At 67.7% G+C, this 25,933-nt stretch carries 27 protein-coding genes and 1 pseudogene; 15 read left to right on the top strand and 13 right to left on the bottom strand.

Annotated elements, in window-relative coordinates; genetic code table 11:
• Position 1: 1 nt before the first annotated feature.
• The 3 genes from AWC25_RS12825 (at position 2) to AWC25_RS12815 (ending at position 3,058) form a co-directional block, all read left to right on the top strand.
• The gene (locus AWC25_RS12825) at positions 2–1,195 is read left to right on the top strand and encodes a vWA domain-containing protein (RefSeq protein ID WP_085166891.1); all 1,194 of its coding nucleotides are present in this window, start codon (positions 2–4) and stop codon (positions 1,193–1,195) included.
• 249 nt (positions 1,196–1,444) lie between these two features.
• Entirely contained in the window at positions 1,445–2,251 is an 807-nt protein-coding gene (locus AWC25_RS12820) for an alpha/beta hydrolase (RefSeq protein ID WP_069401256.1), read from the top strand.
• Between the two features lie 18 nt (positions 2,252–2,269).
• Entirely contained in the window at positions 2,270–3,058 is a 789-nt protein-coding gene (locus AWC25_RS12815) for an IclR family transcriptional regulator (protein ID WP_085166890.1), read from the top strand.
• A 24-nt stretch (positions 3,059–3,082) separates the two neighbouring features.
• Here AWC25_RS12815 and eutC read toward each other — a convergent pair whose 3' ends face one another.
• Together eutC and AWC25_RS12805 are read right to left on the bottom strand one after the other, a co-directional pair.
• Positions 3,083–3,835 (bottom strand): ethanolamine ammonia-lyase subunit EutC, encoded by a 753-nt coding sequence (gene eutC, locus AWC25_RS12810; RefSeq protein WP_085166889.1) that lies wholly within the window; start codon positions 3,833–3,835, stop codon positions 3,083–3,085.
• Positions 3,832–5,241, bottom strand: a complete 1,410-nt coding sequence (locus tag AWC25_RS12805; RefSeq protein WP_069401259.1) for an ethanolamine ammonia-lyase subunit EutB — start codon at positions 5,239–5,241, stop codon at positions 3,832–3,834. The genes eutC and AWC25_RS12805 overlap by 4 nt, the downstream gene beginning before the upstream one ends.
• Before the next feature lie 152 nt (positions 5,242–5,393).
• On the opposite strand from AWC25_RS12805, the gene AWC25_RS12800 reads away from it, so the two are divergent.
• Both AWC25_RS12800 and AWC25_RS27685 read left to right on the top strand, forming a co-directional pair.
• Complete coding sequence (locus tag AWC25_RS12800; protein ID WP_085166888.1) at positions 5,394–6,536, top strand: glycoside hydrolase family 76 protein; 1,143 nt, start codon at positions 5,394–5,396, stop codon at positions 6,534–6,536.
• Positions 6,529–7,890 (top strand): 3-oxoacid CoA-transferase, encoded by a 1,362-nt coding sequence (locus tag AWC25_RS27685; RefSeq protein ID WP_085166887.1) that lies wholly within the window; start codon positions 6,529–6,531, stop codon positions 7,888–7,890. The genes AWC25_RS12800 and AWC25_RS27685 overlap by 8 nt, the downstream gene beginning before the upstream one ends.
• Here AWC25_RS27685 and AWC25_RS12790 read toward each other — a convergent pair.
• On the bottom strand, positions 7,887–8,504 hold the full coding sequence (locus AWC25_RS12790) for a DedA family protein (RefSeq protein ID WP_069401312.1): 618 nt from the start codon (positions 8,502–8,504) through the stop codon (positions 7,887–7,889). The genes AWC25_RS27685 and AWC25_RS12790 overlap by 4 nt on opposite strands.
• Positions 8,505–8,622: 118 nt before the next feature.
• Here AWC25_RS12790 and fbaA point away from each other — a divergent pair.
• Positions 8,623–9,660, top strand: a pseudogene (fbaA, locus tag AWC25_RS12785) (class II fructose-bisphosphate aldolase); the annotation flags it as partial.
• Between the two features lie 118 nt (positions 9,661–9,778).
• Here fbaA and AWC25_RS12780 read toward each other — a convergent pair.
• Entirely contained in the window at positions 9,779–10,582 is an 804-nt protein-coding gene (locus AWC25_RS12780) for an Rv0361 family membrane protein (protein ID WP_069401263.1), read from the bottom strand.
• A gap of 45 nt (positions 10,583–10,627) precedes the next feature.
• On the opposite strand from AWC25_RS12780, the gene AWC25_RS12775 reads away from it, so the two are divergent.
• The gene (locus tag AWC25_RS12775; RefSeq protein ID WP_085166886.1) at positions 10,628–11,041 is read left to right on the top strand and encodes a DUF3151 domain-containing protein; all 414 of its coding nucleotides are present in this window, start codon (positions 10,628–10,630) and stop codon (positions 11,039–11,041) included.
• A gap of 6 nt (positions 11,042–11,047) precedes the next feature.
• On the opposite strand, the gene AWC25_RS12770 is transcribed toward AWC25_RS12775, so the two are convergent.
• Genes AWC25_RS12770 through AWC25_RS12760 form a run of 3 tightly spaced genes read right to left on the bottom strand, consistent with a single transcriptional unit; the run spans position 11,048 to position 13,435 of the window.
• Complete coding sequence (locus tag AWC25_RS12770; protein WP_085166885.1) at positions 11,048–11,947, bottom strand: cation diffusion facilitator family transporter; 900 nt, start codon at positions 11,945–11,947, stop codon at positions 11,048–11,050.
• A 39-nt stretch (positions 11,948–11,986) separates the two neighbouring features.
• A complete protein-coding gene (locus tag AWC25_RS12765) occupies positions 11,987–12,763 on the bottom strand; it encodes a site-2 protease family protein (protein ID WP_085166884.1) in 777 nt (258 codons plus the stop codon).
• 9 nt (positions 12,764–12,772) lie between these two features.
• Positions 12,773–13,435, bottom strand: a complete 663-nt coding sequence (locus AWC25_RS12760; protein ID WP_069401267.1) for a peptidase M50 — start codon at positions 13,433–13,435, stop codon at positions 12,773–12,775.
• Between the two features lie 90 nt (positions 13,436–13,525).
• Between AWC25_RS12760 and AWC25_RS12755 the strand changes: the two genes are divergently transcribed.
• The 5 genes from AWC25_RS12755 to AWC25_RS12735 are packed head-to-tail and all read left to right on the top strand — an operon-like array spanning position 13,526 to position 18,327.
• Complete coding sequence (locus AWC25_RS12755; RefSeq protein WP_069401268.1) at positions 13,526–14,824, top strand: adenylosuccinate synthase; 1,299 nt, start codon at positions 13,526–13,528, stop codon at positions 14,822–14,824.
• A 53-nt stretch (positions 14,825–14,877) separates the two neighbouring features.
• Positions 14,878–15,528 carry a PaaI family thioesterase gene (locus AWC25_RS12750; RefSeq protein ID WP_069401313.1) on the top strand — a complete coding sequence of 217 codons (651 nt, stop codon included), beginning with the start codon at positions 14,878–14,880 and terminating at the stop codon, positions 15,526–15,528.
• 25 nt (positions 15,529–15,553) lie between these two features.
• Positions 15,554–16,678, top strand: a complete 1,125-nt coding sequence (locus AWC25_RS12745; protein ID WP_085166883.1) for an ATP-grasp domain-containing protein — start codon at positions 15,554–15,556, stop codon at positions 16,676–16,678.
• Between the two features lie 10 nt (positions 16,679–16,688).
• Positions 16,689–17,099 carry a rhodanese-like domain-containing protein gene (locus tag AWC25_RS12740; protein WP_069401270.1) on the top strand — a complete coding sequence of 137 codons (411 nt, stop codon included), beginning with the start codon at positions 16,689–16,691 and terminating at the stop codon, positions 17,097–17,099.
• Between the two features lie 7 nt (positions 17,100–17,106).
• On the top strand, positions 17,107–18,327 hold the full coding sequence (locus AWC25_RS12735; protein WP_085166882.1) for an O-succinylhomoserine sulfhydrylase: 1,221 nt from the start codon (positions 17,107–17,109) through the stop codon (positions 18,325–18,327).
• On the opposite strand, the gene AWC25_RS12730 is transcribed toward AWC25_RS12735, so the two are convergent.
• Both AWC25_RS12730 and AWC25_RS12725 read right to left on the bottom strand, forming a co-directional pair.
• Positions 18,324–19,691: an NAD(P)/FAD-dependent oxidoreductase gene (locus AWC25_RS12730; RefSeq protein ID WP_069401272.1), complete on the bottom strand. Its 1,368-nt coding sequence runs from the start codon at positions 19,689–19,691 to the stop codon at positions 18,324–18,326. The two genes, AWC25_RS12735 and AWC25_RS12730, sit on opposite strands and share 4 nt — an antisense overlap.
• Before the next feature lie 172 nt (positions 19,692–19,863).
• Positions 19,864–20,304: an Mtp family mycobacterial-type pilin gene (locus tag AWC25_RS12725; RefSeq protein WP_085166881.1), complete on the bottom strand. Its 441-nt coding sequence runs from the start codon at positions 20,302–20,304 to the stop codon at positions 19,864–19,866.
• A gap of 257 nt (positions 20,305–20,561) precedes the next feature.
• Between AWC25_RS12725 and AWC25_RS12720 the strand changes: the two genes are divergently transcribed.
• Positions 20,562–20,867, top strand: a complete 306-nt coding sequence (locus AWC25_RS12720) for a CDGP domain-containing protein (protein WP_085166898.1) — start codon at positions 20,562–20,564, stop codon at positions 20,865–20,867.
• Between the two features lie 18 nt (positions 20,868–20,885).
• On the opposite strand, the gene AWC25_RS12715 is transcribed toward AWC25_RS12720, so the two are convergent.
• From AWC25_RS12715 to AWC25_RS12700, 4 genes are read right to left on the bottom strand one after another with little or no spacing between them, the layout of a single operon-like run.
• Entirely contained in the window at positions 20,886–21,488 is a 603-nt protein-coding gene (locus AWC25_RS12715) for a hypothetical protein (RefSeq protein ID WP_085166880.1), read from the bottom strand.
• Positions 21,489–21,500: 12 nt separating this feature from the next.
• A complete protein-coding gene (locus AWC25_RS12710; protein ID WP_069401274.1) occupies positions 21,501–22,148 on the bottom strand; it encodes a TetR/AcrR family transcriptional regulator in 648 nt (215 codons plus the stop codon).
• Positions 22,148–23,296 (bottom strand): acyl-CoA dehydrogenase family protein, encoded by a 1,149-nt coding sequence (locus AWC25_RS12705; protein ID WP_069401275.1) that lies wholly within the window; start codon positions 23,294–23,296, stop codon positions 22,148–22,150. Before AWC25_RS12705 ends, AWC25_RS12710 begins: the two co-directional genes overlap by 1 nt.
• A gap of 11 nt (positions 23,297–23,307) precedes the next feature.
• Positions 23,308–24,492 carry an acyl-CoA dehydrogenase gene (locus tag AWC25_RS12700; RefSeq protein WP_069401276.1) on the bottom strand — a complete coding sequence of 395 codons (1,185 nt, stop codon included), beginning with the start codon at positions 24,490–24,492 and terminating at the stop codon, positions 23,308–23,310.
• 138 nt (positions 24,493–24,630) lie between these two features.
• Here AWC25_RS12700 and AWC25_RS12695 point away from each other — a divergent pair, with 138 nt between their 5' ends.
• Positions 24,631–25,005, top strand: coding sequence for a DUF3054 domain-containing protein (locus AWC25_RS12695; RefSeq protein ID WP_069401277.1), 375 nt, complete (start codon positions 24,631–24,633; stop codon positions 25,003–25,005).
• A gap of 6 nt (positions 25,006–25,011) precedes the next feature.
• Positions 25,012–25,923, top strand: coding sequence for an SAM-dependent methyltransferase (locus tag AWC25_RS12690; protein WP_069401278.1), 912 nt, complete (start codon positions 25,012–25,014; stop codon positions 25,921–25,923).
• The last annotated feature ends 10 nt before the right edge of the window (positions 25,924–25,933 follow it).

Raw genomic sequence — 25,933 nt, 5'->3', positions numbered from 1 at the left:
CGTGAGCACCCCATTGCTGTTGCGGGGCGTCGACCGGGCGGCGCTCGCGGCGGCGCTGGTTGCTCGGCTGCGCAACGCGGGGGTATCGGTGTCCGCCAGCGGCCCGGCGAGCTTTGTGCTGGCGTTGCGAATGTTGGCTCCGGACAACACCTCTGCGCTGTATTGGGCGGCCCGGCTGACCCTGGTGAACCGGATGGAGGATCTTGCGGCCTTCGACGCGGTGTTCGCCGCCGTCTTCGGGCTGGACGACGTCGACGGCGCCCGGCGTGCCGATGCGCAGTTGCCGTTGCCGGGACCGAAGACGCCCGCCGCCGGCACGCTGCGGCCGGGCGGCGGCGCGTCCGGGTCGACTCAGCAGCTGCCCTGGGTGACGCGCAGTGTCATCGCCGCCGACGGTTCCGGTGACTCGAGCGCGCAGGTGCCCGATGTGTTGCCCAGCCGGATCGAGGCGTTGGCGGATCGGCCGTTCGAGCGGTTCGATCCCGACGATCTCCGCCTGCTCGGCACGTGGTTGGAGGCGACCGTCGCGCGCTGGCCGCGCCGGCGCAGCCTGCGCTTCGAGCCGAGTGCCGCGGGCCGGCGGATCGATCTGCGCGCCACCATCAATGCGTCGCGGGCGACCGGCTGGGAATCGATGGTCCTGGCCAGCAGCCGGCCGCGCCGCCGACCCAGACCGATCGTGCTGGTGTGCGACGTAAGCCGGTCGATGCAACCATACGCCGCGGTGTATCTGCACCTGATGCGAGCCGTGTTGCGGCAGAACGGGACTCGGCCCGAGGTGTTCGCGTTCTCGACAACGCTGACGCGCCTTACCTCGGTGCTCTCACATCGGTCGGCCGAGGTTGCGCTGCAGCGGGCCAACGCCAGAGTCAGCGACCGGTACGGCGGCACGTCCATCGGCCGCAGCGTGACCGCGCTGTTGGCCCCGCCGCATGGGAATGCGCTGCGCGGTGCCGTGGTGATCATCGCCTCGGACGGCTGGGACAGTGATCCGCCCGAGGCGCTCACCCGCGCCATGGACCGATTGCGCCGTCGCGCACACATGCTGATCTGGCTGAATCCTCGTGCAGCGCACCGTGAATTCAAGCCACTCGCCGGGTCGATGGCGGCCGCCCTGCCTTATTGCGACCTGTTTCTGCCCGCGCATTCGCTGACCGGGATACGGCAGCTGCTGCTCGCGTTGGCCGAACGCTAATCAGCCCCCGCGTCCGGCGGCGTTGCGTGCACGTCCCGGGCGTTCAGTGTGCGCCCTGGGCGCCGTCACCACTAAGACCGGTCCATTGGGCGGACCAATCGCGTGAAAGCGGGCCGCGCGGTCGCAAAGCTGGTCTCATCCAAGCTCGCTCAACCAATGGACCGAGGAGCGCAGCGTGACCGGCCGTACCGCGCCGCAACGTCAAACACGCTGTGCTGCAACACTCCACGACACAAAGAAGGGCATGCCATGACAGCGCCAAGCAAACAACACCCGGTCGTGTTCATCCACGGCCTGTGGATCCACTCGACGGCCTGGCAGTCGTGGGTCGACCTGTCCGAGAGGCACGGATACGCGGCCTCCGCACCGGGCTGGCCCGGCGACAGCGCGACGGTGCTCGACACGCGCCGCAACGCCGCTGCCCTCAACAATGTCGGAATCCCGGAAATTGTCGACCATTACGCCAACCTGATCCGCTCCTCCGGGCAGCGACCGATCGTCGTCGGGCATTCCTTCGGCGGTCTGATCGCGCAGCTGCTACTCGACTCGGGCCTCGCGGCGGCGGCCGCCGGCATCGACCCGGCCCCGATCAAGGGCGTCAAGGTGGTGCCGTGGGCGCAGGTGCGATCGGGCTTCCCGATCCCGGGTCACCCGAGCACCAAGCGCGGGACAGTCTCGTTGAACCCCAAGCAGTTCCATTACGCCTTTGGCAACACGCTGAGCCGGGAGGAATCCGACGCGCTGCACGCCTCGCTCAGCATTCCGGGGCCGGGTCTGCCGCTGTTCCAGGGCGCAACCGCCAACTTCTCCAGCAACTCACCGGCCAAGGTCGACGTGCACAACACCACCCGCGGCCCCTTGCTGTTGACGTCCGGAACCGACGACCACACCGTCCCACTCAAGGTCACCCAGGCAGCCCATCGGCTGTACGCGAAAGGCCAGTCGGACACCGAGTTCCACCTCTTCCGCGGCCGCGGACACTCGCTGACCATCGACCATGGCTGGAAAGACGTTGCCGATGTGGTCCTGCAATGGCTGGCCCGAAAAGGGCTGTGACACGGGTATCCTGCGCAGATGTGGCTGAGCGCAGACGAATCCGGCGAGCAGCGCACGGTCAGTGACCGGTTGCTGATCATCATGGACGCCGTTGCCACCTCGCCCGGCGAGGTGGGGCTGTCCGAATTAGTCCGGCTGATCGGGATGAAGAAGGCGACCGTGCACCGGTTGGCCACCGACTTGGTGGCCCACCGGATGCTCGAGCGGGGATCTTACGGATATCGGTTGGGACTTCGCCTGTTCGAGCTCGGCGCGCACGTCCCCGCATCACGGAGGCTGCGGGCCTGCGCGCGACCGTTCATGACCGACCTGGTGACAGCGACCGGCGAGACCGTGCACCTCGGTGTCCTCGACGGCGCCGAGGTGCTCTGCATCGAGAAGCTCACCGGCCGGCGCAGCGCCCCGTCATCCACGTCCATCGGGGCGTGGCTGCCGGCGTATTGCACGGCGTTGGGCAAGGTGTTGCTGGCCTTTAGCCACGACTCCGTCGTCGACCCGGCCCTGGCCGAACCGTTGACGAAGAACACCGGCACCACGATCACCGACCGCGGCCAGTTCCTGCGCGAGTTGGCAAGGATCAGGGAGGCCGGTGTCGCCTACGACCGCGAGGAATGGGCCCCCGGGACCGTGTGTGTCGCGGCGCCGATCGTGGTCGAAAGCTACGTCGGCCGTGACGGGCACCGCGCCGTCGCCGGGCTGTCGGTGACCGGGCCGGCGGGTCGGCTGCAGCCCGCGCGGGTGGCCTCGGCGGTGCGCACCGCGGCGCTGACCATCAGCCGCAGCCTCGGGTTGCCGCAGCTGCGGTAACCGCCTGGCCGCGCCGGTGCGCTTTCAAAACCCAGGCGGCACAGCCGTATTGCGTGTCGTGTCCTTCAGTGCAACCCCGGAGCGACCGAGGGTGCGCGCGCCGGCGACCAACGCGGCGGCGACGGCCGCGGCACCGGCATAGTCGAGACCGTCGGGGGGATGGATGTTGGAGATGCAGTTGCGGTCGGCGTCGGTGCACCCCGGCGCCGGCCGGTGCGTCAGATAGATGCCCAGACTATCGGCGAATGACAAGCCGGGCCGCTCCCCGATCAACACGAGAACCGTTGCGACACCCAGCGCTGCACCGACGTGATCGCCGAGCGCGACCCGCGCCTGCGTCGCGATGACCGGCGGGGCGATCCGGTAGCGGCCGTCGAACTGGCAAAGCAGCGCGTCGAGCATTCCCGTCGCATGCTCGGCCAGCGCTCGGGGCGACAGACCGTCCGCAAGCACGAAACCGATGTCCGCGTTGGTCTTTGGCAACCCCGACAGGTCCGCGGGGGCGCGGCCCAGGTCGGGCCGGCGCAGGTACTCGGCGCGCGAGACCGCGCGGCTGCACACCCGCGGCGGCTCGTCGACACCGATGCCCCGCAGCCTCTCGACGAGGCCGTCGACGTCGAGCGGGTCGTGGACGGCGTCGCGTGCCGCAGCATGGGCCGCCCGGAATTCCAGCACCCGCCGCGTCGGCAGCGAGTCACCGGCCCGACCCAACCCAATACGCGCTGGGGTCGTCGCCCGCAGTGGCGCCCACCCACCGGTCGGTTGCACGTCGGTCATCGGCCGGCGACCAGTGCCCGCAGCGGCGACGCCGCCAGGTCGACGGGCAGGATCCGGCCGTCGGCGTCGGCCATGCCCAGGCCGGCCAACCAGGCTTCGAATTCGGGGGCGGGCCGCAGCCCCAACGCTTTTCGCGCATACAGCACATCGTGGAAGGACAGGCTTTGATACCCGAGCATGACGTCGTCGGCGCCGGGAACGGCGATGACGAACGCGGTGCCCGCCGCGCCCAACAGCGTCAACAGGGTGTCCATGTCGTCCTGGTCGGCCTCGGCGTGGTTGGTGTAGCAGACGTCGACGCCCATCGGCAGCCCGAGCAGCTTTCCGCAGAAGTTGTCCTCCAGCCCGGCCCGGATGATCTGCTTGCCGTCGTAGAGGTACTCCGGACCGATGAATCCGACCACGGTGTCGATCAGCAACGGCTGCAACGCGCGGGCCAGCGCGTAGGCCCGCGCCTCCAGCGTCTGCTGGTCGACCGGCTGGTTTCCCACCCCCAGGTGCGCGCCTGCCGACAGCGCCGCACCCTGTCCCGTCTCCAGGTACATGACGTTGTCGCCGACGGTGCCGCGGCGCAGCGATCGGGCGGCCTGGTTCGCCTCCTGCAGCATGGCGAGGGAGGTGCCGAACGCGGCGTTGGCCTTCTCCGTGCCGGCGATCGACTGGAACACCAGGTCGACGGGCGCGCCCCGGTCGATCAGCTCCATCGTGGTGGTGACGTGACACAACACGCACGACTGGGTGGGAATCGCGAACCGCTGACGAATGTCGTCGAGCAGGTGCAGCAACTCGGCGGCCGCGTGCGGCGAGTCGGTCGCCGGATTGATGCCGATCACCGCGTCACCGCAGCCCATCAGCAGACCGTCGAGCAGCGCCGCGGCGATCCCGCGCGGATCGTCGGTGGGGTGATTGGGCTGTAATCGGGTGGCCAGCGTGCCCCGCAAGCCGATGGTGGTGCGAAACGCGGCGGTCGTCGTCGCCGCGGCGGCCGCCAGGATCAGGTCCTGGTTGCGCATGATCTTCGACACGGCGGCAACCATTTCCGGTGTGAGGCCGGGCGAGACCGCGGCGATTCGGGCCGTGCCGTCATCGCGCGAGGCCGCGTCCAACAGCCAGTCGCGCAGACCGCCCACCGTCAGGTGTGCGATCGGGCCGAAGGCCGCGCGGTCGTGGCTGTCGATGATCAGCCGGGTGATCTCGTCGGTCTCGTACGGCACGACCATCTCGTCCAGGAACGTGGGCAGTGGGATGTCGGCCAGCACCCACGCCGCAGCGGCGCGCTCGGCATCCGATGCGGCGGCGCACCCGGCGAGCTGGTCCCCGGAGCGCAGCGGTGTGGCCTTGGCCAGCACGTCGACCAGTCCGGTAAACGAATGCGTGGTCCCCGCAATGGTTTGCCGGTAGCGCATATTCCAGTATGAGGTGGACGTCAACTTGTGCATCGCTGGCGTTTACTGTGCGTCTAGGGTGACGACACGCCGGCCGGAGCCGCCGCGGCTACCCGGCCAAGTCCGCAACTGCACACTCGGCGCCTCAGCACCGATGAGGCAGGATCGGCAGTATGGATCAGCTATGGGCAAACCGGGCTGCCAGCGCCGAAGCCGCGGTTGCCCAACGGCATCTGAGACGGCTGTGGGGGCTGCCCGCAACGCAGCTCGGTGTGGTGGCCTGGCCGCCGACACGGCGCGACCGGCTCTTCGGCACCTGGCATTACTGGTGGCAGGCCCACCTGCTGGACTGCCTGGTCGACGCGCAACTACGCGACCCGCAGCCGCGCCGGCAGGTCAGCATCAACCGTCAGGTCCGTTCGCACCGGTTGTGCAACAACTTTCGCTGGACCAACAGCTACTACGACGACATGGCGTGGCTGGCCATCGCACTGGAACGGGCCGCGCGGCTAGCCGGCGTCGAGCGCGGCCGTGCCCTGCCCAAACTCGCCGACCAGTTCGTCACCGCATGGGTGCCCGAGGACGGCGGGGGCATCCCGTGGCGCAAGCAGGACAGATTTTTCAACGCCCCGGCCAATGGACCGGCCGGAATATTTCTGGCGCGCTACGGCGACCACCTCGAGCGCGCCGAGCAGATGGGCGACTGGATCGACCGCACCCTCATCGACCCGCAGACCCACCTGGTGTTCGACGGGATCAAGGCCGGCTCTTTGGTCCGCGCCCAGTACACCTACTGCCAGGGCGTCGTGCTGGGCCTGGAAACTGAGCTCGCGGTCCGCACGGGCGCGGAGGCCCGGGTCCGGCACGCCGCGCGGGTGCACCGCCTGGTCGCCGCCGTCGACGAATACATGGCGCCGGCGGGCGTGCTGAACGGCTCCGGCGGCGGTGACGGCGGATTGTTCGCCGGCATCACCGCCCGCTACCTCGCCCTGGTCGCCACCGCCCTGCCGGGTGACTCCGCCGACGACGCGGTGGCCCGCGATACTGCCCGCGCGATGGTGCTCGCGTCGGCGAGGTCCGCGTGGGATAACCGGCAAACCGTCGACGGGCTGCCGCTGTTCGGCGCGTTCTGGGATCGCGACGCCGAGATGCCGACCGCCGGCGGCGCGCAGGCGCAGTTCGTCGAAGGCGCGGTGAACGCGTCGGAAATCCCGGAGCGCGACCTGTCGGTGCAACTGTCGGGGTGGATGCTGATGGAGGCCGCAGGTAAGGTCACCGCCGAATCGTCGCCGCAGACAGGAGTACCCCGTGAGTAAAGTCCACCCCGACGCCGAGTCGGCTCTCGGAGACCTGCTGAAGGATGGAATCACCATTGCCGCAGGCGGTTTCGGGCTTTGCGGCATACCCGAGAATCTGATCCAGGCGCTGGTGGACAGCGGCGTCAAGGACCTCACGATCGTCGGAAACAACGCCGGCGTCGACGATTTCGGCATGGGTTTGTTGTTGAAGGGACGACAGGTCAAGAAAGTTATTGCCTCCTACGTCGGAGAGAACAAGGAATTCGAGCGCCAGGTACTCGCCGGCGAGCTGGATCTGGTCCTCACCCCGCAAGGCACGCTGGCCGAGAAGTTACGCGCCGGCGGCGCCGGGATTCCGGGCTTCTACACGCGCACCGCGTTCGGCACCCAACTCGCCGAAGGCAAGGACATGCGGGTCTTCGACGGCACCGAATACGTGCTCGAGGAAGGCATTCAGGCCGACGTGTCGATCGTCAAGGCCTGGAAGGGCGACACCGCGGGCAACCTGATCTATCGCAAGACCGCGCGCAACTTCAACCCCATGATCGCCACCTGCGGCAGGGTGACCATCGCCGAAGTCGAAGAACTGGTCGAGGTCGGCGAGCTGGAGCCCGACCAGATCCACACCCCCGGCATCTACGTCGACCGCATCATCGAAGGCCCCGGCTACGAGAAGCGGATCGAATTCCGCACCACCAGCGGGGGCGCCGCGGCCAAAACGGACAGCCCCATTCGCGAGCTGATGGCCCGGCGCGCCGCCAAGGAGCTGCGCGACGGCTACTACGTGAACCTGGGCATCGGCATCCCGACCCTGGTGGCCAACTACATCCCCGACGACATCAACGTCACCCTGCAGTCGGAGAACGGCCTGCTCGGTATCGGGGCCTACCCGACCGAGGACGAGGTCGATCCCGACCTGGTCAACGCCGGCAAGCAGACCATCACCACGATCAAGGGCTCCAGCTTCTTCAGCAGCGCCGACTCGTTCGCCATGATCCGCGGCGGCCACATCGACCTGTCCATCCTCGGCGGCCTCGAGGTGGCCGAGAACGGCGACCTGGCCAACTGGATGGTTCCTGGCCGGATGGTCAAGGGCCCTGGTGGGGCGATGGATCTGGTCTCGGGCGTGAAGCGGGTGATCGTCGTGATGGATCACACCGCCAAGGACGGCAGCCCGAAAATCCTCAAGCAATGCACGCTGCCGTTGACCGGCAAAGGCGTCGTGGACATGATCATCACCGACCTGTGCGTCTTCGACGTGGACCCGCAACGTGGGCTCACCCTCACCGAACTGCATCCCGGGGTGACGGTCGCCGACGTCCGCGACAAGACCGGCTGCGATTTCGTCGTGGCCACCCCGCCGGGCGCCTAGCGCCGTCGCGCCAGGTATCCCCGCGTCGCCGCGATCAGCGCCGGTAGCAGCGACACGAACAGGATGACCAGGATGATCTTTTCCAGGTTCTGGTGCACGAGCGGCACGTTGCCCAGGAAGTAACCGGCCACGGTCACGCCGCCGCCCCACAGCACACCGCCGACGATGTCGAAACCCAAAAACAGCGGGTAGCGCATGTAGGACACCCCGGCGACCACCGGGGTGAACGTCCGCACGAACGGCATGAAGCGGGCCAGGATAATCGCCACGGGCCCGTACTTCTCGAAAAACGCGTGCGAGTCGGTCACGTAGTGCTGCTTGAAGAAACGGGAATCTTCCTTCTTGAACAGCGCCGGACCGATGCGGCGGCCGATGAAGTACCCGGTCTGGTCGCCCAGCACCGCGACGACGGCCACCGCCGGTGCCAGCACCCAGATGTTGAGCGTTCCGTGCGCGGCCAGCAGGCCGCCGGTGAACAGCAAAGACTCGCCGGGCAGCAGCGGAAACAGCAGACCGGTCTCGACGAAGACGATGACCAGGATGGTCGGCAGGACCGCGGAGGCGAACAAGCCTTCGGGTCCGATCCAGAACATCGGATCGATGATGTCGGGCATCAAAACCACTCGGCCGTCGCGGCGGTGCTCATGACGTCACAACATACCGGCACATGGGGGGCTGCCCACCGCGCGCGCCGAGTTGCGATACTAAGCCGACTCAGTCTTCAGGAGGAACGTCATGCCCATCGCCACCCCCGAGGTTTACGCCGAGATGCTGGCACGCGCCAAGGAGAACGCCTACGCGTTCCCGGCGATCAACTGCACCTCGTCGGAGACCGTCAACGCCGCCATCAAGGGCTTCGCCGACGCCGGCAGCGACGGCATCATCCAGTTCTCCACCGGCGGCGCGGAGTTCGCCTCCGGCCTGGGCGTCAAGGACATGGTCACCGGCGCCGTCGCGCTGGCCAAGTTCACCCGCACCATCGCGGCGAAGTACCCGATCAACGTCGCGCTGCACACCGACCACTGCCCGAAGGACAAACTGGACACCTACGTCCGCCCGCTGCTGGACATCTCGGCGAAACGCGTCGCGGCGGGCAAGGACCCGCTGTTCCAGTCACACATGTGGGACGGCTCGGCGGTGCCGCTGGACGAGAACCTCGTCATCGCCAAGGAGCTGCTCAAGGCGGCGGCCGCGGCGAAGATCATCCTGGAGATCGAGATCGGCGTGGTCGGCGGCGAGGAGGACGGCGTCGCCAACGAGATCAACGACAAGCTGTACACCACCCCGGAGGACTTCGAGCAGACGATCGAGGCGCTGGGCGCCGGTGAGCACGGCAAGTACCTGCTGGCCGCGACGTTCGGCAACGTCCACGGCGTGTACAAGCCCGGCAACGTCAAGCTGCGGCCCGACATCCTGGCGCAGGGCCAGAAGGTGGCCGCCGCCAAGCTCGGTTTGTCGGATGACGCCAAGCCGTTCGACTTCGTCTTCCACGGCGGGTCGGGCTCACTGAAGTCGGAGATCGAGGAAGCGCTGCGCTACGGCGTCGTGAAGATGAACGTCGACACCGACACCCAGTACGCGTTCACCCGCCCGATCGCCGCACACATGTTCACCAACTATGACGGCGTGCTCAAGGTCGACGGTGAGGTCGGCAACAAGAAGGTCTATGACCCGCGCAGCTACCTCAAGAAGGCCGAAGCGTCGATGACTGAGCGGGTGATCGAGGCGTGCAACGACCTGCACTGCGCCGGGAAGTCGCTCGGCGCCTGAGCCTTCTGCCCCTTCTGCCAGGCTGGCCGGCTGGCCGGCTGGCCGTTCGAGCGTGAAGTTAGTTTCACTCTCGGCGCCCAGCGTGAAGATGTCTTCACGCTCGGCGGGCCGGGGCTGCCTAGCCGCTGGGGGACTGGCAGATCTTCCACTGATTGTCGCGGTACTGCAGGTCGAGGCTGCGCGTTGACCGCAGCTGCGGGTCGTAGGCCATGAACGTGGTGACGTTGGCCTCGGCGTGTTGGCCGTTGACGACGATCTGGTCGACGCTGGCGATCACCGGATACTGCTTGGCCGCCGAAACCCGTTGGTACGTCTCGGCCCACGAGCGTTCGTCGTAGTCGACGTAACCGTCGCGGGTGGTGCCGCAGGTGATGCTGCGCAGCTGGATGAGGTCCCCGCGCTGCACGGCGACGTCGAAGTTGTGGATGGTCTGACGCACCAGGTCCTCCTGCGAGACGTGGGAGTGCTTCCCGCGGGTCAGCAGCACGGTGCCCAGGATGGCGATGGCCGCCAGGGCCAACACGATAACCGTGATCGCCAGCACCCAGCCCCAGTTGAAGTTTCGCGACACGGGGCGCGGCTTGTTCCCCTCGCGTCCTGGAATAGCCTGTGGGACAGCAGGTTTCGGGGGCGGCCCGGGCGCGGTGTTGAACACTTCCGTCGCCGGTTCGGGAGTGGTGGCGATGATCGCCGTCTCCTTCGCGTCGAAGCCCGGCGCGGTGAAGCGGCGTTCGCCCTGTTGCCGGTCCGCATCGGTCCCGGGGGCGCCGGCGGGATCGGACTTGTCGATCACCACGGTCTCGGTCTCGGGGTCCGGAGGGACGAGCGGGTAGGCCTCGGTGGCGTCCTCTTCGGCCTGTTCCGCGCCCGGGTCCGCACCTGGCGGGGTGGTGCCGCGGTTGGGCTCCGGTGGGTTAGGCATGAGTTGGAGCTTAGCGACCCGAGGGGGGACGGCAGAATGGTACTTATGACACCCATGGGTGATCTTTTAGGACCCGATCCGATCCTGCTGCCCGCCGACAGCGAGGCGGAAGCCGAGCTGGCGGCAAACGAGAATCCGGGCATCGTCGCCGCCGCGCATCCGGCGGCGTCGGTGGCGTGGGCGGCCCTCGCCGAGGAGGCGCTGGCCGAGGACCGTGCCATCACCGCGTACGCATACGCCCGGACCGGATACCACCGCGGCCTGGACAAACTGCGTCGCAATGGCTGGAAGGGCTTCGGGCCGGTGCCGTATTCGCATGAACCCAACCGCGGCTTCCTGCGCTGCGTGGCCGCGTTGGCCCGAGCCGCCGACGCGATCGGCGAGGTCGACGAGTACGGACGCTGCCTGGACCTGCTCGACGATTGCGACCCGGTGGCCCGCAAGGAGCTGGGGCTCTAAAACCCCTCAGAATTCCTCAGCACAGCGACCCTCGCCGTTCTCGACCTGGACGGTGGCGTGCTCAAGTCCCCGTTCGTGCAGGACTTCACGCGCGGCGCTGAGCACGCGCGCGGAATCGGCAGCGCTGGTGAGGTGCACGGTGCACATGTCCTTGCCCGGCGACAGCGTCCACACATGCAGGTCACGCACCTCGGTGACGCCGTCGACGGCGCCCAGCGCCGCCCGCAACTCCTCGACGTCGATGTGTGCCGGCGACGTCTCGGACAGGATCCGCAACGCCGCGCGCGCGAGCGAAAAGGCGCGGGGCAGCACCCAGATCGCGACCAGCACGGCCACTACCACGTCGGCATAGGGCCAGTGCGTGGTGACGGTCACGATGCCGGCGACCAGGACGCCGAGGCTGCCGACGATGTCGGCGACGACCTCCATGTAGGCGCCTTTGACCGCCAGGCTGCCCGCGGAGTGCGACCGCAGCAGCATCGCCACCCCCATGTTGGCGGTCACTCCGGCCAACGCGACCACGATCATCGGGACGCCGGGCACCGTTTCGCCGGTGCCCAGCCGGTCGATCGCTTCGATGAGGATGAACACCGCCACGCCGACCAGCAACGCCGCGTTGGCCACCGCGGTGAAGACCTCGGCGCGATGCCAGCCGTAGGTGCGGTCGGGGGAGGTGCTGCCCCGCTTGGCCAGCATCACGGCCGTCAGCCCCATAGACACCGCCACCACGTCGGTCAGCATGTGCCCCGCATCGGCCAGCAGCGCAAGGGAATTGATCACCAGGGAGGTGGTCAGCTCCACCACGAAGAAGGTCGCCAAAATCCCGGCGGCCATGACCATGCGAGGGATCATGCGAGCCGCGGTGGTCCTGTCCGCGGCTGGGGTGTGGCTGTGTCCGGCGCCCATGCCGACAAATATATGCATGAAAACGCATATATGGCAAGGTCAGAACCAGCGACTCCAGAAGCGGGTCAGCGAATTGCCGGCATTGGCGAGCAGGTGCGGTATCCCGGACAGGTCGAAGAACCAGCCCACGATGCCGAACAGCCACTGGTTGATCACCGGCGCCAGCAGCAAGAACAGCAAGATGAACACGCCGTACTGTTTGGCAGGCGCCACGGCCCGCTGCGTTTCCGAACTCAGGTGCGGTTCCAGGGCGTCGTAGCCGTCCAGCCCCGGGATGGGCAGCAAATTCAGCACCACCGCCATGATCTGCAGGAAGCCCAAAAACGCCGCGCCCGCCCACAACACCCAGTGCTCCGGGTCGAAGAACAGCCGGGTCAGCGTCAGCAGCAGGACCGCCAACACCAGGTTCGCCGTCGGGCCGGCCAGGCTGACCAGTGTGCGGCGGGTCGGCGTCATGAACCAGGTGTGCACGTAGACGGCGGCGCCGGGCAGGCCGATCCCGCCCAGCGCGATGAACACCATCGGCAACAGCAGCGACAGACCGGGATGGGCGTAGCGCCGCGGATCCAGGGTCAGATAGCCGCGAACCGCCTCGTCGTGATCGCCGAAGCGCCAGGCGGTCACCGCGTGGCCGAACTCGTGCAGGCACAGCGAGACCAGCCAGCCGGCGATCACGAAGATAAAGACCCCGGCGTAGGCCATCGGGCGGACGGTCGTCCCGGCCAGCCAGGCCAACACCCCGCCGGCTGCCGTCAGCGCGATCAAAGCCAAGAAGATGGGGCTGGGCCGCACCGACGCGCGCCCGTGTGAGTCCACCGGTCGAAACTACCGGACCAGCAGCCAGCCTTCGACGTGACGGTAGAACGTCGACCGGCGCGCGGGACGGGGCGCCGTGACCCCGTCCCGGATCACCACGGCGCCGGTGCTGCCCAGCTGGACGGCGCGCCCGGTGATCCACCGCCGCCAGGGTCGGCGGATCGAGGCCCGCAGGCCCGGCATGGACAGCGTCGGCTCGACGTCCGCGCCGGTGACGTCGCCGTCGAATAGCACGGTGTCGTCGGCGACGGCCTCGCCCCGCAGGCGGTGCTCGCCGCCCGGCGGCCGCCACCCGGCCCGGCCCACGATGACGGCGCCGGTCTCGTCGCGCACCAGCGTGACCCGCTGGGCCGTGCCGCGCCGGGCGCGTCGCGCCGCCCGACGGCCCGCCGCCGCGCGGTAGATCCGGGTCGCCCGGGTGCGGCTGCGCGGCACGTAGGCGACCTCGACGTCGAGGCGTTCGGCGCGCAGCAGCCGGCTCAGCACGGCGGCCAGATCACTGTCGGCGCCGAGCACGACCAACCGACGATACGGCCCGACGGCGGCGTCGATAGCCGCTGTGGCGGCCGCGCTTTCGACCCGATGGATCGGCAGCCCTCGCAGCGACCCGGGCAGCCGTCGCCCGCCAAACCGCAACACCGCCACGCCAGACGTGTCGGCGGCGATATTCATGAGCTCCTCGCAACCTGCTGAGATAGGGTGGGTCCCCGGCTGGACCACAATAAGCAGGCGTAAACACGCGGGATTGGGTGGGAGCAAGTCATGCCGGCAATCGTCCTCATCGGCGCCCAGTGGGGTGACGAGGGCAAAGGTAAGGCCACTGACCTGCTCGGTGGCCGCGTGCAGTGGGTGGTGCGATATCAGGGTGGCAACAACGCGGGACACACGGTCGTTTTGCCGACCGGGGAGAACTTCGCGCTGCACCTGATCCCCTCGGGGGTGCTGACCCCCGGGGTCACCAACGTCATCGGCAACGGCGTGGTGATCGATCCCGGCGTGCTGCTCGACGAGCTCAAGGGCCTCGAAGATCGCGGGGTCGACACTTCGCGGCTGCTGATCTCCGCCGACGCGCATCTGCTGTTGCCCTACCACGTGGCCATCGACAAGGTGACCGAGCGCTACATGGGCAACAAGAAGATCGGCACCACCGGCCGCGGCATCGGCCCCTGCTACCAGGACAAGATCGCCCGCCAGGGCATCCGGGTCGCCGACGTGCTCGACCCCGAGCAGCTGGCCCACAAAATCGAGGGCGCCCTAGAGCTCAAGAACCAGATCCTAGTCAAGATCTACAACCGCAAGGCGTTGGATCCACAGCAGGTGGTCGAGGCGCTGCTGCAACAGGCCGAGGGGTTCTCGCACCGCATCGCCGACACCAGGCTGCTGCTCAACACCGCGCTCGAGGCCGGTGAGACGGTGCTGCTGGAAGGCTCGCAGGGCACGCTGCTCGACGTCGATCACGGCACGTATCCCTACGTGACGTCCTCGAATCCGACGGCGGGCGGCGCGGCCGTCGGCTCCGGGATCGGTCCAACCCGCATCACCACCGTGCTGGGAATCCTCAAGGCCTACACCACCCGGGTCGGCTCCGGCCCGTTCCCGACCGAATTGTTCGACGAGAACGGCGAATACCTGTCCAAGACCGGCGGCGAATTCGGGGTGACGACCGGTCGGCGGCGCCGCTGCGGCTGGTTCGATGCCGTCGTCGCCCGCTACGCGACCCGGGTCAACGGCATCACCGACTACTTCCTGACCAAGCTCGACGTGCTGTCCAGCCTGGAGACCGTGCCGGTCTGCGTGGGGTATCGCGTCGACGGGGCGCAGACCAACGAGATGCCGATGACCCAAAGCGATCTTTCCCGGGCCGAACCGGTCTACGAAGAACTGCCCGGCTGGTGGGAAGACATCTCCGACGCGCGCGAATTCGACGACCTGCCCGCCAAGGCCCGTGATTACGTGCTGCGCTTGGAAGAGCTTGCCGGAGCCCATGTTTCGTGCATCGGGGTGGGGCCGGGCCGCGATCAGACCATCGTGCGCCGCGATGTGCTGGCGGCCCGCCCGTGAGCGATCGCAAGCGCGGCGAAGCCGGGCGCAGCGGGTCGCGAACCGACCAGTCTTTGACCGACGCCGACGCACTCGAACTCGACCCCGAATACGAACACCACGGCGGCTTCCCGGAATACGGGCCGGCCACGCCGGGGCCGGGCTTCGGCCGGTTCGTGGCGACCATGCGCCGGTTGCAGGACCTTGCGGTGTCCGCCGACCCGGGCCCGGACGCTCAAGAGGTCTGGGACGACGCGGCCGATCGCGCCGCCGCCCTGGTGGAACTGCTGAGCCCGTTTCAGGCCGAGGTCGAAGGTCAGGCCCCGGCGGGGCGGACGCCGGATCTGCCGGGCATGGGCAGCTTGCTGTTGCCGCCGTGGACGTTGACCAGCTACGCCCCCGACGGTGTCGAAATGACGGGCCAATTCACCCGGTTTCACGTCGGCGGCAACTACGCGGTGCACGGCGGAGTCCTACCGCTGCTGTTTGACCACATGTTCGGCATGGTGTCCCACGCCGCGAACCGGCCGATCAGCCGGACCGCCTTCTTGCACGTCGACTACCGCAAGATCACCCCGATCGACGTGCCGTTGCGGGTGAGCGGGCGGGTCACCAGCACCGAGGGCCGCAAGGCATTCGTCGCCGCGGAGTTGGTCGACGCCGACGGCGTGCTGTTGGCCGAAGCCAACGGATTGATGGTGCGTTTGCTGCCTGGCCAGCCCTGACGCGCCCGCCACCTATCCTTAGCTGGTGACTGACGGCGTGACCGAAGGACCGCGCGCGCCCATCGGCGGGCCGCGCGTGCTGCTGCTGGGTTCCGACGAGCTCAGCGGGGAGCTCGCCATCGCCCTGCGGCGCCTCGGCGCACAGGTGCACGAGCATCCCGACGCCGGCCCCGACGCGGTCGCGAGCGCGATCGAGCAGTTACGCCCGGATGTCGTGGTGACCGCCACCTCGGCGGTGTCGGCGGCGACCCTGGAGGCCCTCGAGAGGCGCGCGGCCGAGGGCGCGACCGAGCTGGTACCGAACGCGCGCACGGTGCGTCTGACGACCGACCGCGAGGCGTTGCGCCGGCTGGCCGCCGATCAGTTGGGCCTGCCGACCGCGCCGTTCTGGTTCGTCGGTTCGGTCGACGAGTTGCGCGCGGTCGCCGCGCACGGCGGATATCCCATGCTGGTCGAGTCCGTGAGCGGGGTGGGGGAGCGGTCCGTGGTGTCCGGGCCGGACGAGGTCGACGCTGCCTGGCATCGCGCGGTCGGACAGGACCAGCCACCGCGCGTGCTGGCCGAAACCGTGGTCGAGGTCGAGGTTTGCGTCACGCTGCTCGCAATCCGCACCGCGGGACCGGCCGGTCCGGTGATCGAGTTCTGTTCGCCGATCGGGCATCGCCGCGCCGAGTCCGACGTGCTGGAGTCCTGGCAGCCGCAGAAGATGAGCCCGGCCGCGCTCGACGCGGCCAGGTCGATCGCGGCCCGCATCGTCAACGCGCTGGGGGGCCGCGGCGTCTTCGCCGTCGAACTGATGATCCATGGCGACGAGGTGTACTTCTCCGATATCAGCGCGGTGCTGCCGCAGAGCGCCTGGGTGACCCTGCGCAGTCAGCGCATCTCGGCGATCGAACAGCAAGCCCGCGCGATCCTGGGGTTGCCGGTGGACGCGCTGATGATCTCACCGGCCGCCGCCCGCTTGATTCGTCCGGCAGGCACCGCCCCCGCACTGACCGCGGCGCTGGCCATCCCGGAAACCGACCTGCGCGTGTTCGATCGCGGGCCGCAACCGCGGCGGGGCGTGGCGCTGGCCACCGCCCCGGATGTGGCGGCCGCGCGAGACCGCGCGCGCGATGCGGCCACAGCGGTCTTGCAGGGCCGCCACTAGACTCACCCGGATGAGCTACGCGGGAGACATCACTCCGCTCGAGGCGTGGAAGTTGCTCAGCGACAACCCTCAGGCGGTCCTGGTCGACGTGCGCACCGAGGCCGAATGGCGCTTCGTCGGAGTGCCGGATTTGTCCAGTTTGGGCCGAGACACGGTCTTCATCGAGTGGACCACATCGGCCGGCCAGCCCAACCAGAATTTCTTGGCCGAATTGAAGGAGCGGATCCCGGCCGACTCGGGCCCGGTGGTCTTCCTGTGTCGCTCCGGCAACCGGTCCATCGGAGCCGCCGAGGTGGCGACCGATGCGGGTATCACGCCGTCCTACAACGTGCTCGACGGCTTTGAGGGTCACCTTAACGCGCAGGCCCACCGCGGTGAATCCGGTTGGCGCGCAGTCGGACTGCCTTGGAAGCAGGGCTGAGTCGGCGATGACGGACAAACCATCGGTGCGGATTCCGAAGGCACTTCCCGACGGAGTCGGCCAAGCCACGATCGGCGTGCGCGGGGGATTGCTGCGGTCGGAATTCGACGAGACCGCCGAGGGCATGTTCTTGAGCTCCGGTTACGTCTATCCGTCCGCGGCGGAGGCCGAGCAGTCGTTCTCCGGTGACATCGATCGCTACGTGTACTCGCGCTATGGCAATCCCACGGTGTCGATGTTCGAGGAACGGTTGCGGCTAATCGAGGGTGCGCCGGCGGCTTTCGCCACGGCCAGCGGCATGGCCGCGGTGTTCACCTCGCTGGGCGCGCTGCTGGGCGCGGGCGATCGCCTGGTGGCCGCGCGCAGCCTGTTTGGGTCATGTTTCGTGGTGTGCAACGAGATCCTGCCGCGGTGGGGTGTCCACACGGTCTTCGTCGACGGCGACGACCTCGGCCAGTGGGAGCAGGCGCTGTCGGTGCCCACCCAGGCGGTGTTCTTCGAGACGCCGTCGAATCCGATGCAGTCGCTGGTGGACATCGCCGCGGTCACCGATCTCGCACACGCCGCGGGAGCAAAGGTGGTGTTGGACAACGTCTTTGCTACCCCGCTGCTGCAGCAGGGTTTCCCGCTGGGGGTGGACGTGGTGGTGTACTCGGCCACCAAGCACATCGACGGTCAGGGTCGGGTGCTCGGCGGCGCCATCCTCGGCGACCAGGAGTACATTGACGGCCCGGTGCAAAAGCTGATGCGGCACACCGGCCCCGCGATGAGTGCGTTCAATGCCTGGGTTCTGCTGAAAGGCCTTGAGACACTGGCGGTCCGGGTGGAGCACGCCAACTCTTCGGCGCATCGCATTGCGGAGTTCCTCGAGAAGCACCCGGCGGTGCGCTGGGTGCGCTATCCGTATTTGGCGTCGCACCCGCAGCATGACCTGGCCAAGCGCCAGATGTCCGGTGGCGGCACGGTTCTGACGTTCGAGCTGGACGCAGCTGGCGATGCCGCCAAGGACCGGGCCTTTCAGGTGCTGGACAAGCTCCGGATCATCGACATCTCCAATAACTTGGGTGACGTGAAATCGCTTGTCACACATCCGGCTACGACGACGCACCGGGCGATGGGGCCGGAGGGGCGCGCCGCGATCGGACTGGGTGACGGCGTGGTTCGTATTTCGGTCGGCCTGGAGAATACCGACGATCTGATCGCCGATATCGATCAGGCCCTGAGCTAACCGGCCGCCTGTTTCTCGGCTTGCTCGGCTTGGGTTAGTGCTCCTTGCACTTCCATCCAGCTTTGGGTGACCACCCGGGCGTAGATCATCTGGGTGGTGATGGCCATTTGGCTGCGGCCACCGCCCAGGAAGGTGATGAGCCAGGCCACGACGGTGGTGAACCGGTTCTTGAAGCCGACCAGGTAAAGCAGGTGCAGGCCCAGCCAGGCCAGCCAGGCGATGAAGCCGCCGAATTCCAGCTTGCCGACCTGGGCGACGGCGCTGAATCGGGAGACGGTGGCCATGCTGCCCTTATCGAAATAGCTAAACGGCTTGCGGGTGGCCGGGTCGTCGGTGCCCTTGACGATCTCTTTGATGCGGTCGGTGGCGTAATGAGCGCCCTGGATCGCGCCCTGGGCCATCCCGGGCACGCCCGTCACCGACATCAGGTCACCGACGACGAAGACGTTGGGGTGTCCCTTGACGGTCAGGTCGGGCTCGACGACCACCCGCCCCGCCCGGTCGACCTCGGTGCCGTCGGACTGCTCGGCGATGATCTTGCCCAGCGAGCTGGCCTGAACTCCGGCCGCCCACACCTTGCACGCGCATTCGATGCGGCGTTTGGTGCCGTCCTTCTCTTTGATCGTCAGGCCCATGTAGTCCACGTCGTCGACCATCGCGTTGAGCTGGACCTCGACGCCCATCTTTTCCAGCCGGTTTTGCGCCTTGCGGCCTAGCTTTTCGCCCATCGGCGGCAACACCGCGGGCGCGGCGTCGAGCAGGATCACCCGGCAGTCGCGAGGCTCGATGGTGCGAAACGCCTGCTTGAGGGTGCGGTGGGCGAGCTCCATGATCTGTCCTGCCACCTCGACGCCGGTGGGGCCGGCGCCAACGACGACGAAGGTCAGCCGGCGTTGCCGCTCGGCGGGGTCGTCGGTGACCTCGGCGGCCTCGAACGCGCCGAGGATCCGGCCCCGCAGCTCCAGGGCGTCATCGATGGTCTTCATGCCGGGGGCGTAGGTCGCGAACTGGTCGTTGCCGAAGTAGGACTGTTGGGCGCCGGCCGCCACGATCAGGCTGTCGAATGGCGTCACGGTCTCCATGCCCATCAGCTTCGATGTCACCGTTTGCGCCTGGAGGTCGATGGCGAAGACCTCGCCGAGCAGCACCTGCACGTTTTTTTGCCGCTGCAGCACCAGCCGGGTGGCCGGGGCGATCTCACCCTCGGACAAGATGCCGGTTGCGACCTGATACAGCAGCGGTTGGAACAGGTGCGTGGTCGTCTTCGAGATGAGCACAACGTCGACGTCGGCGCGCTTGAGCGCCTTGGCCGCATTCAGCCCGCCGAATCCGCTACCGATGATGACGACGCGATGGCGCGACATGATTCTCCTTCAGGTCTGCAGATCCTTCTGGCTTTCTCCGTAGCGCGTACCCAGCCTATGACGTTGCCGCGCGCGGTGTCGCGCGTTCGCACCGCCGGCGTGGACCATCACCGCAGTTGGGTCACGCGGCGGTCGTGGGATGCCACCACGACCGCCGCGCGCAGGTGTCGGCTCAGCGAAGACCACCGCCGATGCTGCCGCCGCCGATGCTGCTGCCGCCGCCGCCTCCGCCGCCGATGCCGCCGCCGCCCCCGGTGCCGCCGGGTGCGCCGGGTCCACCCCCGCCGGGTGCGCCGGGATGGTCGGGATTACCCGGGCCACCAGGGTGGTCGGGGTTACCACCTGGCCCGCCGGGGTGGTCGGGATGACCCGGGCCGCCGGGGTGGTCGGGATAACTCGGCGCGCCGGGGTGCGCCCTGTGATGTCCCGGCAAGTAGGGCACTACGCCGGGATCTGGCGTCGCCGAGGTATTCCAGTCGTCTCGGCAGTTGACCGGGGTCGGACCCCACGCCGGGTCCCAGAAGTCGCCGGGACACCAATGCGGGGGCGGGCCGGGGTCAGCCCGAGCGGAGCCGGCGGCACCCAAGCCCACCAGCCCGAAACCTGTGGCCATGACGGCCGCTGCTGCTACATATGCGCGATTCTTCACATCCGAAGTATTACTTAGGCTAACTGTGTATGGGCTTTGATAACCGCTGTTTTCAATTGTCCGACAACGGATTCGCGCATTCTGGACTGAGGGCATCGGCGCGATGCCTTGAGGGGTGGCGACCTAACTGATCATCGCCGCGCGCCGACGCACCGCACCGGTGCGCTGTCGCAGATGTCGATCCCGCGCGCCCGCAATTAGCGGTAGTGTTCCCAGACAGCATGAAGCAATTCGTCGTCGCAGGACTGACGGGCGGCCTCACGGTCGGCGCGATGGTGGCCTGCGCGCTGCTCACGACGGCGCCACCGGCCAGCGCGGGTTGTCAGTTCGGCGGCATCGCGCTCAGCAAGTGCGACGGACCGGTGCAGCCCGACGGAACCTGGCAGCGGTGCGTCGTGTTTCCGCCCGCTCCGGGACGTGACGGCTCGCCGATTTATGCCACAAGCACCAAATGCCAAACGTTGGGGCCTGACCAGCACCCGGCGGGCCCGGCGTTCAACGACCCGCCCACGCATATCGACGACTAGCTCTGCGGGCAAATGCCGTCACGGCCAGACAGCCGCGCTGCCCTTGTAATTCCCGTTCAGCGCGGTACAGAAGTCGGTGTTGGTGCCGGCGAGCAGCACAATGTAGTCGCCGCCCTTGTTGTTGAAAGTCGGTGGGGGATAAGCCCAGCCGCTGTTGCACATCGAGGTGGCGCTGCCCAGTGAGGGACGTCGCCAGTTGGACATCTCGCACGCCTTCATGGCGTCGGTGTCCGGGTAGGTGCTCTTGGGGATGACCAGCATCGCGCCTCCCCACTGCCCGTCGTTGCGCCGGTAGGCACGCGCCCCGAATCCGGCGTTGTTCTTCTGGCATCCCAGCGCGCGTTGCAATGCCATGAACGGCGAAGCCAGGTCGCGGTCGCTGATATTCGCTGCGGCACTGATGAATTGAGCGGCGTCCTGTCCGTCAACTTCTTGCACGTTGGGGTCGTTGAGACCTTTGAGCTGTTGCAACAGTTGCGGTGCGGCGCCCGATCCCCCGATGACCGGTCCACTGTTGGTGGTGGTCATCGGCGGCAGCGTGCCGGTGGGATCGGCCACGGCCGTGGGCGCCGCCAACGCGCCCAAGGCCAGCGTGCATGCAGCGACGGCGTGAATCCGCATCCTTCGACTCCTTCAGTTAGCGGGGGCGACGAGCAACGCGTCGAGCACGTGGCGGGTCTGCAGCCGAATGTATTCCTCGACGGTGTAGTTGGGACCGAAGTGCCACTGCTTGAGCGCCCAGCCGTGCGCGATCAGCATGATGTCATACACGATCAGATCGACGTCGACGTCGCGAAACACCCCGTCGGCGATGCCCGCCTCGATCGTCGCGCGAAGCGGTGCGGCGCTGGCGATTTCGAGTTCCTTGATCTGCGTGCGTCCGGCCGGGCCCAGGGTGCGGCTTTCCCGGTAGGTGAGCACCACGCCGTCGAGGTTCTCGTCGACAATCTCGATGTAGCGCCGGATCCCCGCGGATAATCGCTGCACGGGATCCGCACCGGCGGCGTCCAGCACCGGCGTCAACTGATCGCGAAACACCTCCAGGATGCGCACGATGGTCGCGAGTAGCAGATCCTCTTTGCCGCCAAAGTACTTGTAGATCAAGCCGACACTGACCTTGGCCTCGGCGGCCAGATCCTGCATGGACATCTGGTGAAAGCCGGTCTTGCCCATCACCGCGACCGCCGCGTCGAGCACCTGGCGGCGCCGCGAGCTGACCCGGGCGGCGCGCACGGCCTCCTCGACGGGCAGAGAGTCGAAATCGGTGACGTCGGCCGTCATCAGATCCCAAGGTCCTTGGCGATGATCGTCTTCATGATCTCGTTGGTGCCGCCGTAGATCGTTTGGATGCGGGCATCGACGAAGGCACGCGACACGCTGTATTCCCGCATGTAGCCGTATCCGCCGTGCAGTTGTAGGCACCGGTCGGCGGTGCGGACCTGCAGGTCGGTCGTCCACCATTTCAGCCGGGCCGCCCGCGCCGCGGTGAGCTCGCCGACCAGATGCTGCGCGAGGCAGTCGTCGAGGAAGGTGCGGGCGATGTCGAGCTCGGTGGCCAGCTCGGCCAGCACGAACTGGCTGTGCTGGAAACTGCCGATCGGTGACCCGAAAGCCTTGCGGGCGCGGACGTACTCGAGGGTCTCGGCCAGCACGGCTTCGGCGGCGGCCACCGCTCCCACTCCGAGCGCCAGCCGTTCCTGGGGCAGGTTTGCGACCAGCTGATAAAAGCCGCTGCCCTCCTCGCCGAGCAGATTCTGCACCGGCACCCGCATGTCGGTGAAGGTGAGTTCGCTGGTGTCCTGGGCATGCAACCCGATCTTCTCCAGGTTGCGGCCGCGCTCGAATCCCGGGGTGTCCGCCTCGACCACCAGCAGCGACAGGCCCTTGTGCCGATCTGGCGACGTGCGCACCGCGAGGACGAACAGGTCCCCGCTTTGACCGTTGGAGATGAACGTCTTGGCGCCGTTGACGACGTAGTGGTCACCGTCGCGCACCGCGGCGGTGCGGATGCCGGCCAGGTCGCTTCCGGTGCCGGGCTCGGTCATCGCGATCGCGAGCACCGTCTCGCCGGTCACCACACCGGGCAGCCAGCGTTGCTGCTGTTCGGGTGTGGTCAGATCGGTGAGGTAGGGCAGCACGATGTCGTTTTGCAGCGTGAACGAGATCGCCTCGGCGGCCGCACCGGCCCGCTGCAATTCGTCGATCACGATCGCGTTGTAACGGAAGTCGTCCACGCCCGCCCCGCCGAACTGTTCGGGCACCGAAAAGCCCAGCAGCCCAAGCTTTCCCGCCTCGATGAACAAGCTGCGGTCCCATTGGCCGTTGCGTTCCCAGGTTTCGTGTGCGGGGGCGACTCGATGCTGTACGAAATCGCGCACCAGCTCGCGGAACTGATGATGTTCAGACGTGTATTCCAGGCGAGTGGCCATCGATTCTCCTGTCAGCGGAAGGCGTCGCTACCGGTGAAAGCCTGGCCGAGCACCAGCTGGTGCATTTCCGGGGTGCCCTCATAGGTCAGCACCGATTCCAGGTTCACCATGTGCCGGATGACCGGGTATTCCAGCGATATTCCGTTGCCGCCCAAGATTGTTCGAGCGGTACGGCAAATTTTGATGGCCTCGCGGGTGTTGTTCAGCTTGCCGAAGCTCACCTGCTCGGGGCGCAACCCGACGGCGTCCTTGAGCCGGCCGAGGTGCAGCGAGAGCAGCTGTCCCTTGTGCAATTCGACGGCCATGTCGACCAGCTTGGCTTGAGTCAACTGAAAACCCGCGATCGGACGGCCGAATTGACTGCGTTGGGTCGCGTAGTCGAGCGCGGCCTGCCAGGCCGTGCGGGCGGCGCCCATCGACCCCCAGATGATGCCGTAGCGGGCCTCCGACAGACACGACAACGGTCCCCGTAAGCCCTTCGCCTGGGGCAGCACGGCGTCGGCGGGCAGCCGCACATCGTCGAGCACCAACTCACTGGTGATCGATGCCCGCAGGGACAACTTGTGGTGAATGGTGTTGGCTGTGAAGCCCGGGGTGCGGGTGGGGACCACGAATCCCCGGATCCCTTCGTCGGTGTTGGCCCACACCACCGCCACGTCGGCGACCGAGCCGTTGGTGATCCACATTTTGCTGCCGTTGAGCACCCAGTCCGCGCCGTCGCGTCGGGCCTGGGTCTTCATCGCCGCGGGATCGGAGCCGACGTCCGGCTCGGTGAGCCCGAAGCAGCCGAGCAGCTCGCCGGTGGCCATCCCGGGCAGCCACTGCTGCTTTTGCTCCTCGGAGCCGAAGTTCCAGATCGCAAACATCGCGAGCGATCCCTGCACCGAAACCATCGAGCGAATCCCGGAGTCGGCCGCCTCGAGCTCGGTGCACGCCAGGCCGTAGTGCACGGCCGACGCCCCGCCACAGCCGTAGCCGTGCAGGTGCATGCCGAGCAGCCCGAGCTCACCGAATTGCTTGGCGAGTTGACGCACCGGCAGGTCGCCGATCTCGAACCACTCCGCGACGTAGGGCACGACGTGCTCGGCGCAGAATTTTCTGACGGTGTCGCGCACCGCGACCTCGTCGCTGGTCAGCGACGCGTCGAGGCCAAGCGGGTCGTCGCGGTTGAACGCGGGCGCTTTCGGGGTGCTCATCACCTCAGCCTGCCATCGTCGGGCTGCCGCCGACGTCCGCGGGGCGAGCTGGTCGTTGAATGAACATTCATTTTCGACGAATGTAGGTTCACCCCGTGGTGGGGGTCAACAATTCCGGCTGCCCGGTACTCTCGCTGCATGCAGCGGCTGGGGTGGCTGGGCTACTTTTTCACGGACGTGTGCTGCGTCCTGGTGTTCTGCGCCGCGGGACGCCGCAGTCACGACGAAGGCCTCACCATCACCGGTCTCGCCACGACGGCCTGGCCCTTTCTCACCGGCACCATCGTCGGTTGGCTGGCAGCACGGGCCTGGCGACGCCCCACCGCGCTGATCCCTACCGGCGTGGTTATCTGGCTGTGCACCGTCGTGATCGGCATGGTGCTGCGCAAGGCCAGCGCCGCCGGTGTGGCGACGAGTTTCGTCGCGGTCGCCGCGACCGTGACGGCCGTGTTCTTGTTGGGTTGGCGGGCCGGCGTCAGGCTGACCCAGCGGCGCCGCTCCAACGACGTTTGAGGGCGGATGGCCCGGACAGCCGACGATACGTGGGGCCCCGACAGCGGCGTGGGGTTGACGGCGACGTTCGGCGCCGCCGTGCGAGCGCTGGCGACCAGCGCGGGTCTGATCAACGATCCGCTCGCCGAGGCCTTGGTACGCGCCGCGGGCGTGCCGGCATTGACCCGGATAATCGACGACCGGCGATACGCCGACCATGGCATCCACGATGCCCTCGCGAGCGCTCTGATCACCCTGTACGGCGTGCAAACCCGATTCTTCGACGATTTCCTGGCCGCCGCCGGGCGCGCCGGCATCCGCCAGGTGGTGATCCTTGGCTCCGGGCTGGACACCCGGCCCTACCGATTGTGGTGGCCGCCGAACACGACGCTGTACGAACTTGATCAGCCCGACATCATCGACTTCAAGACCGCCGTGCTGCAGCACCTGCGCGCCGACCTCAACGCCCACCGCCGCGCGGTCGGAGTCGATCTGCGGGCCGATTGGTTGACCGCCCTGCGCCGGGTCGGATACGACGCGGCGCAACCCACGGTGTGGATCGCGGAAACGTTGCTCGGCGGATTCCTGCGGCCCGACGCGCAGAACCGATTCCTGGACGAGGTCAGCGCGGCCAGTCCGACGGGGAGTCGGTTCGCCGGTGATCATCTGCCCGGCTGGGCCCCGTGGGAACGGTTCGGTCTGGATGCGGACCTGGCCGGGCTGACGTATCGGGGAGAATTCCGGCCTGTTCCGCAGTATCTGGGCGAACGGGGTTGGGAGACCGCCGACCAGGCCGTCGCCGATGTGTTCGCCATGCTCGGGATGGGTGCGCACTGGTCGGGCTTTTCTGTCGACGACGGGTTTTCGCCCCGATACCTCACGGCGACGCGATCCGGCGATCCGCACGGGCCCGGAATGCATTCGCGGGATAAGTGTTAGAGGTGAAGTG

This window comes from Mycobacterium sherrisii (genome assembly GCF_002102355.1).
GTDB classification, from domain to species: Bacteria; Actinomycetota; Actinomycetes; order Mycobacteriales; family Mycobacteriaceae; genus Mycobacterium; species Mycobacterium sherrisii.
This window is presented reverse-complemented; position numbering and strand designations above follow the sequence as displayed.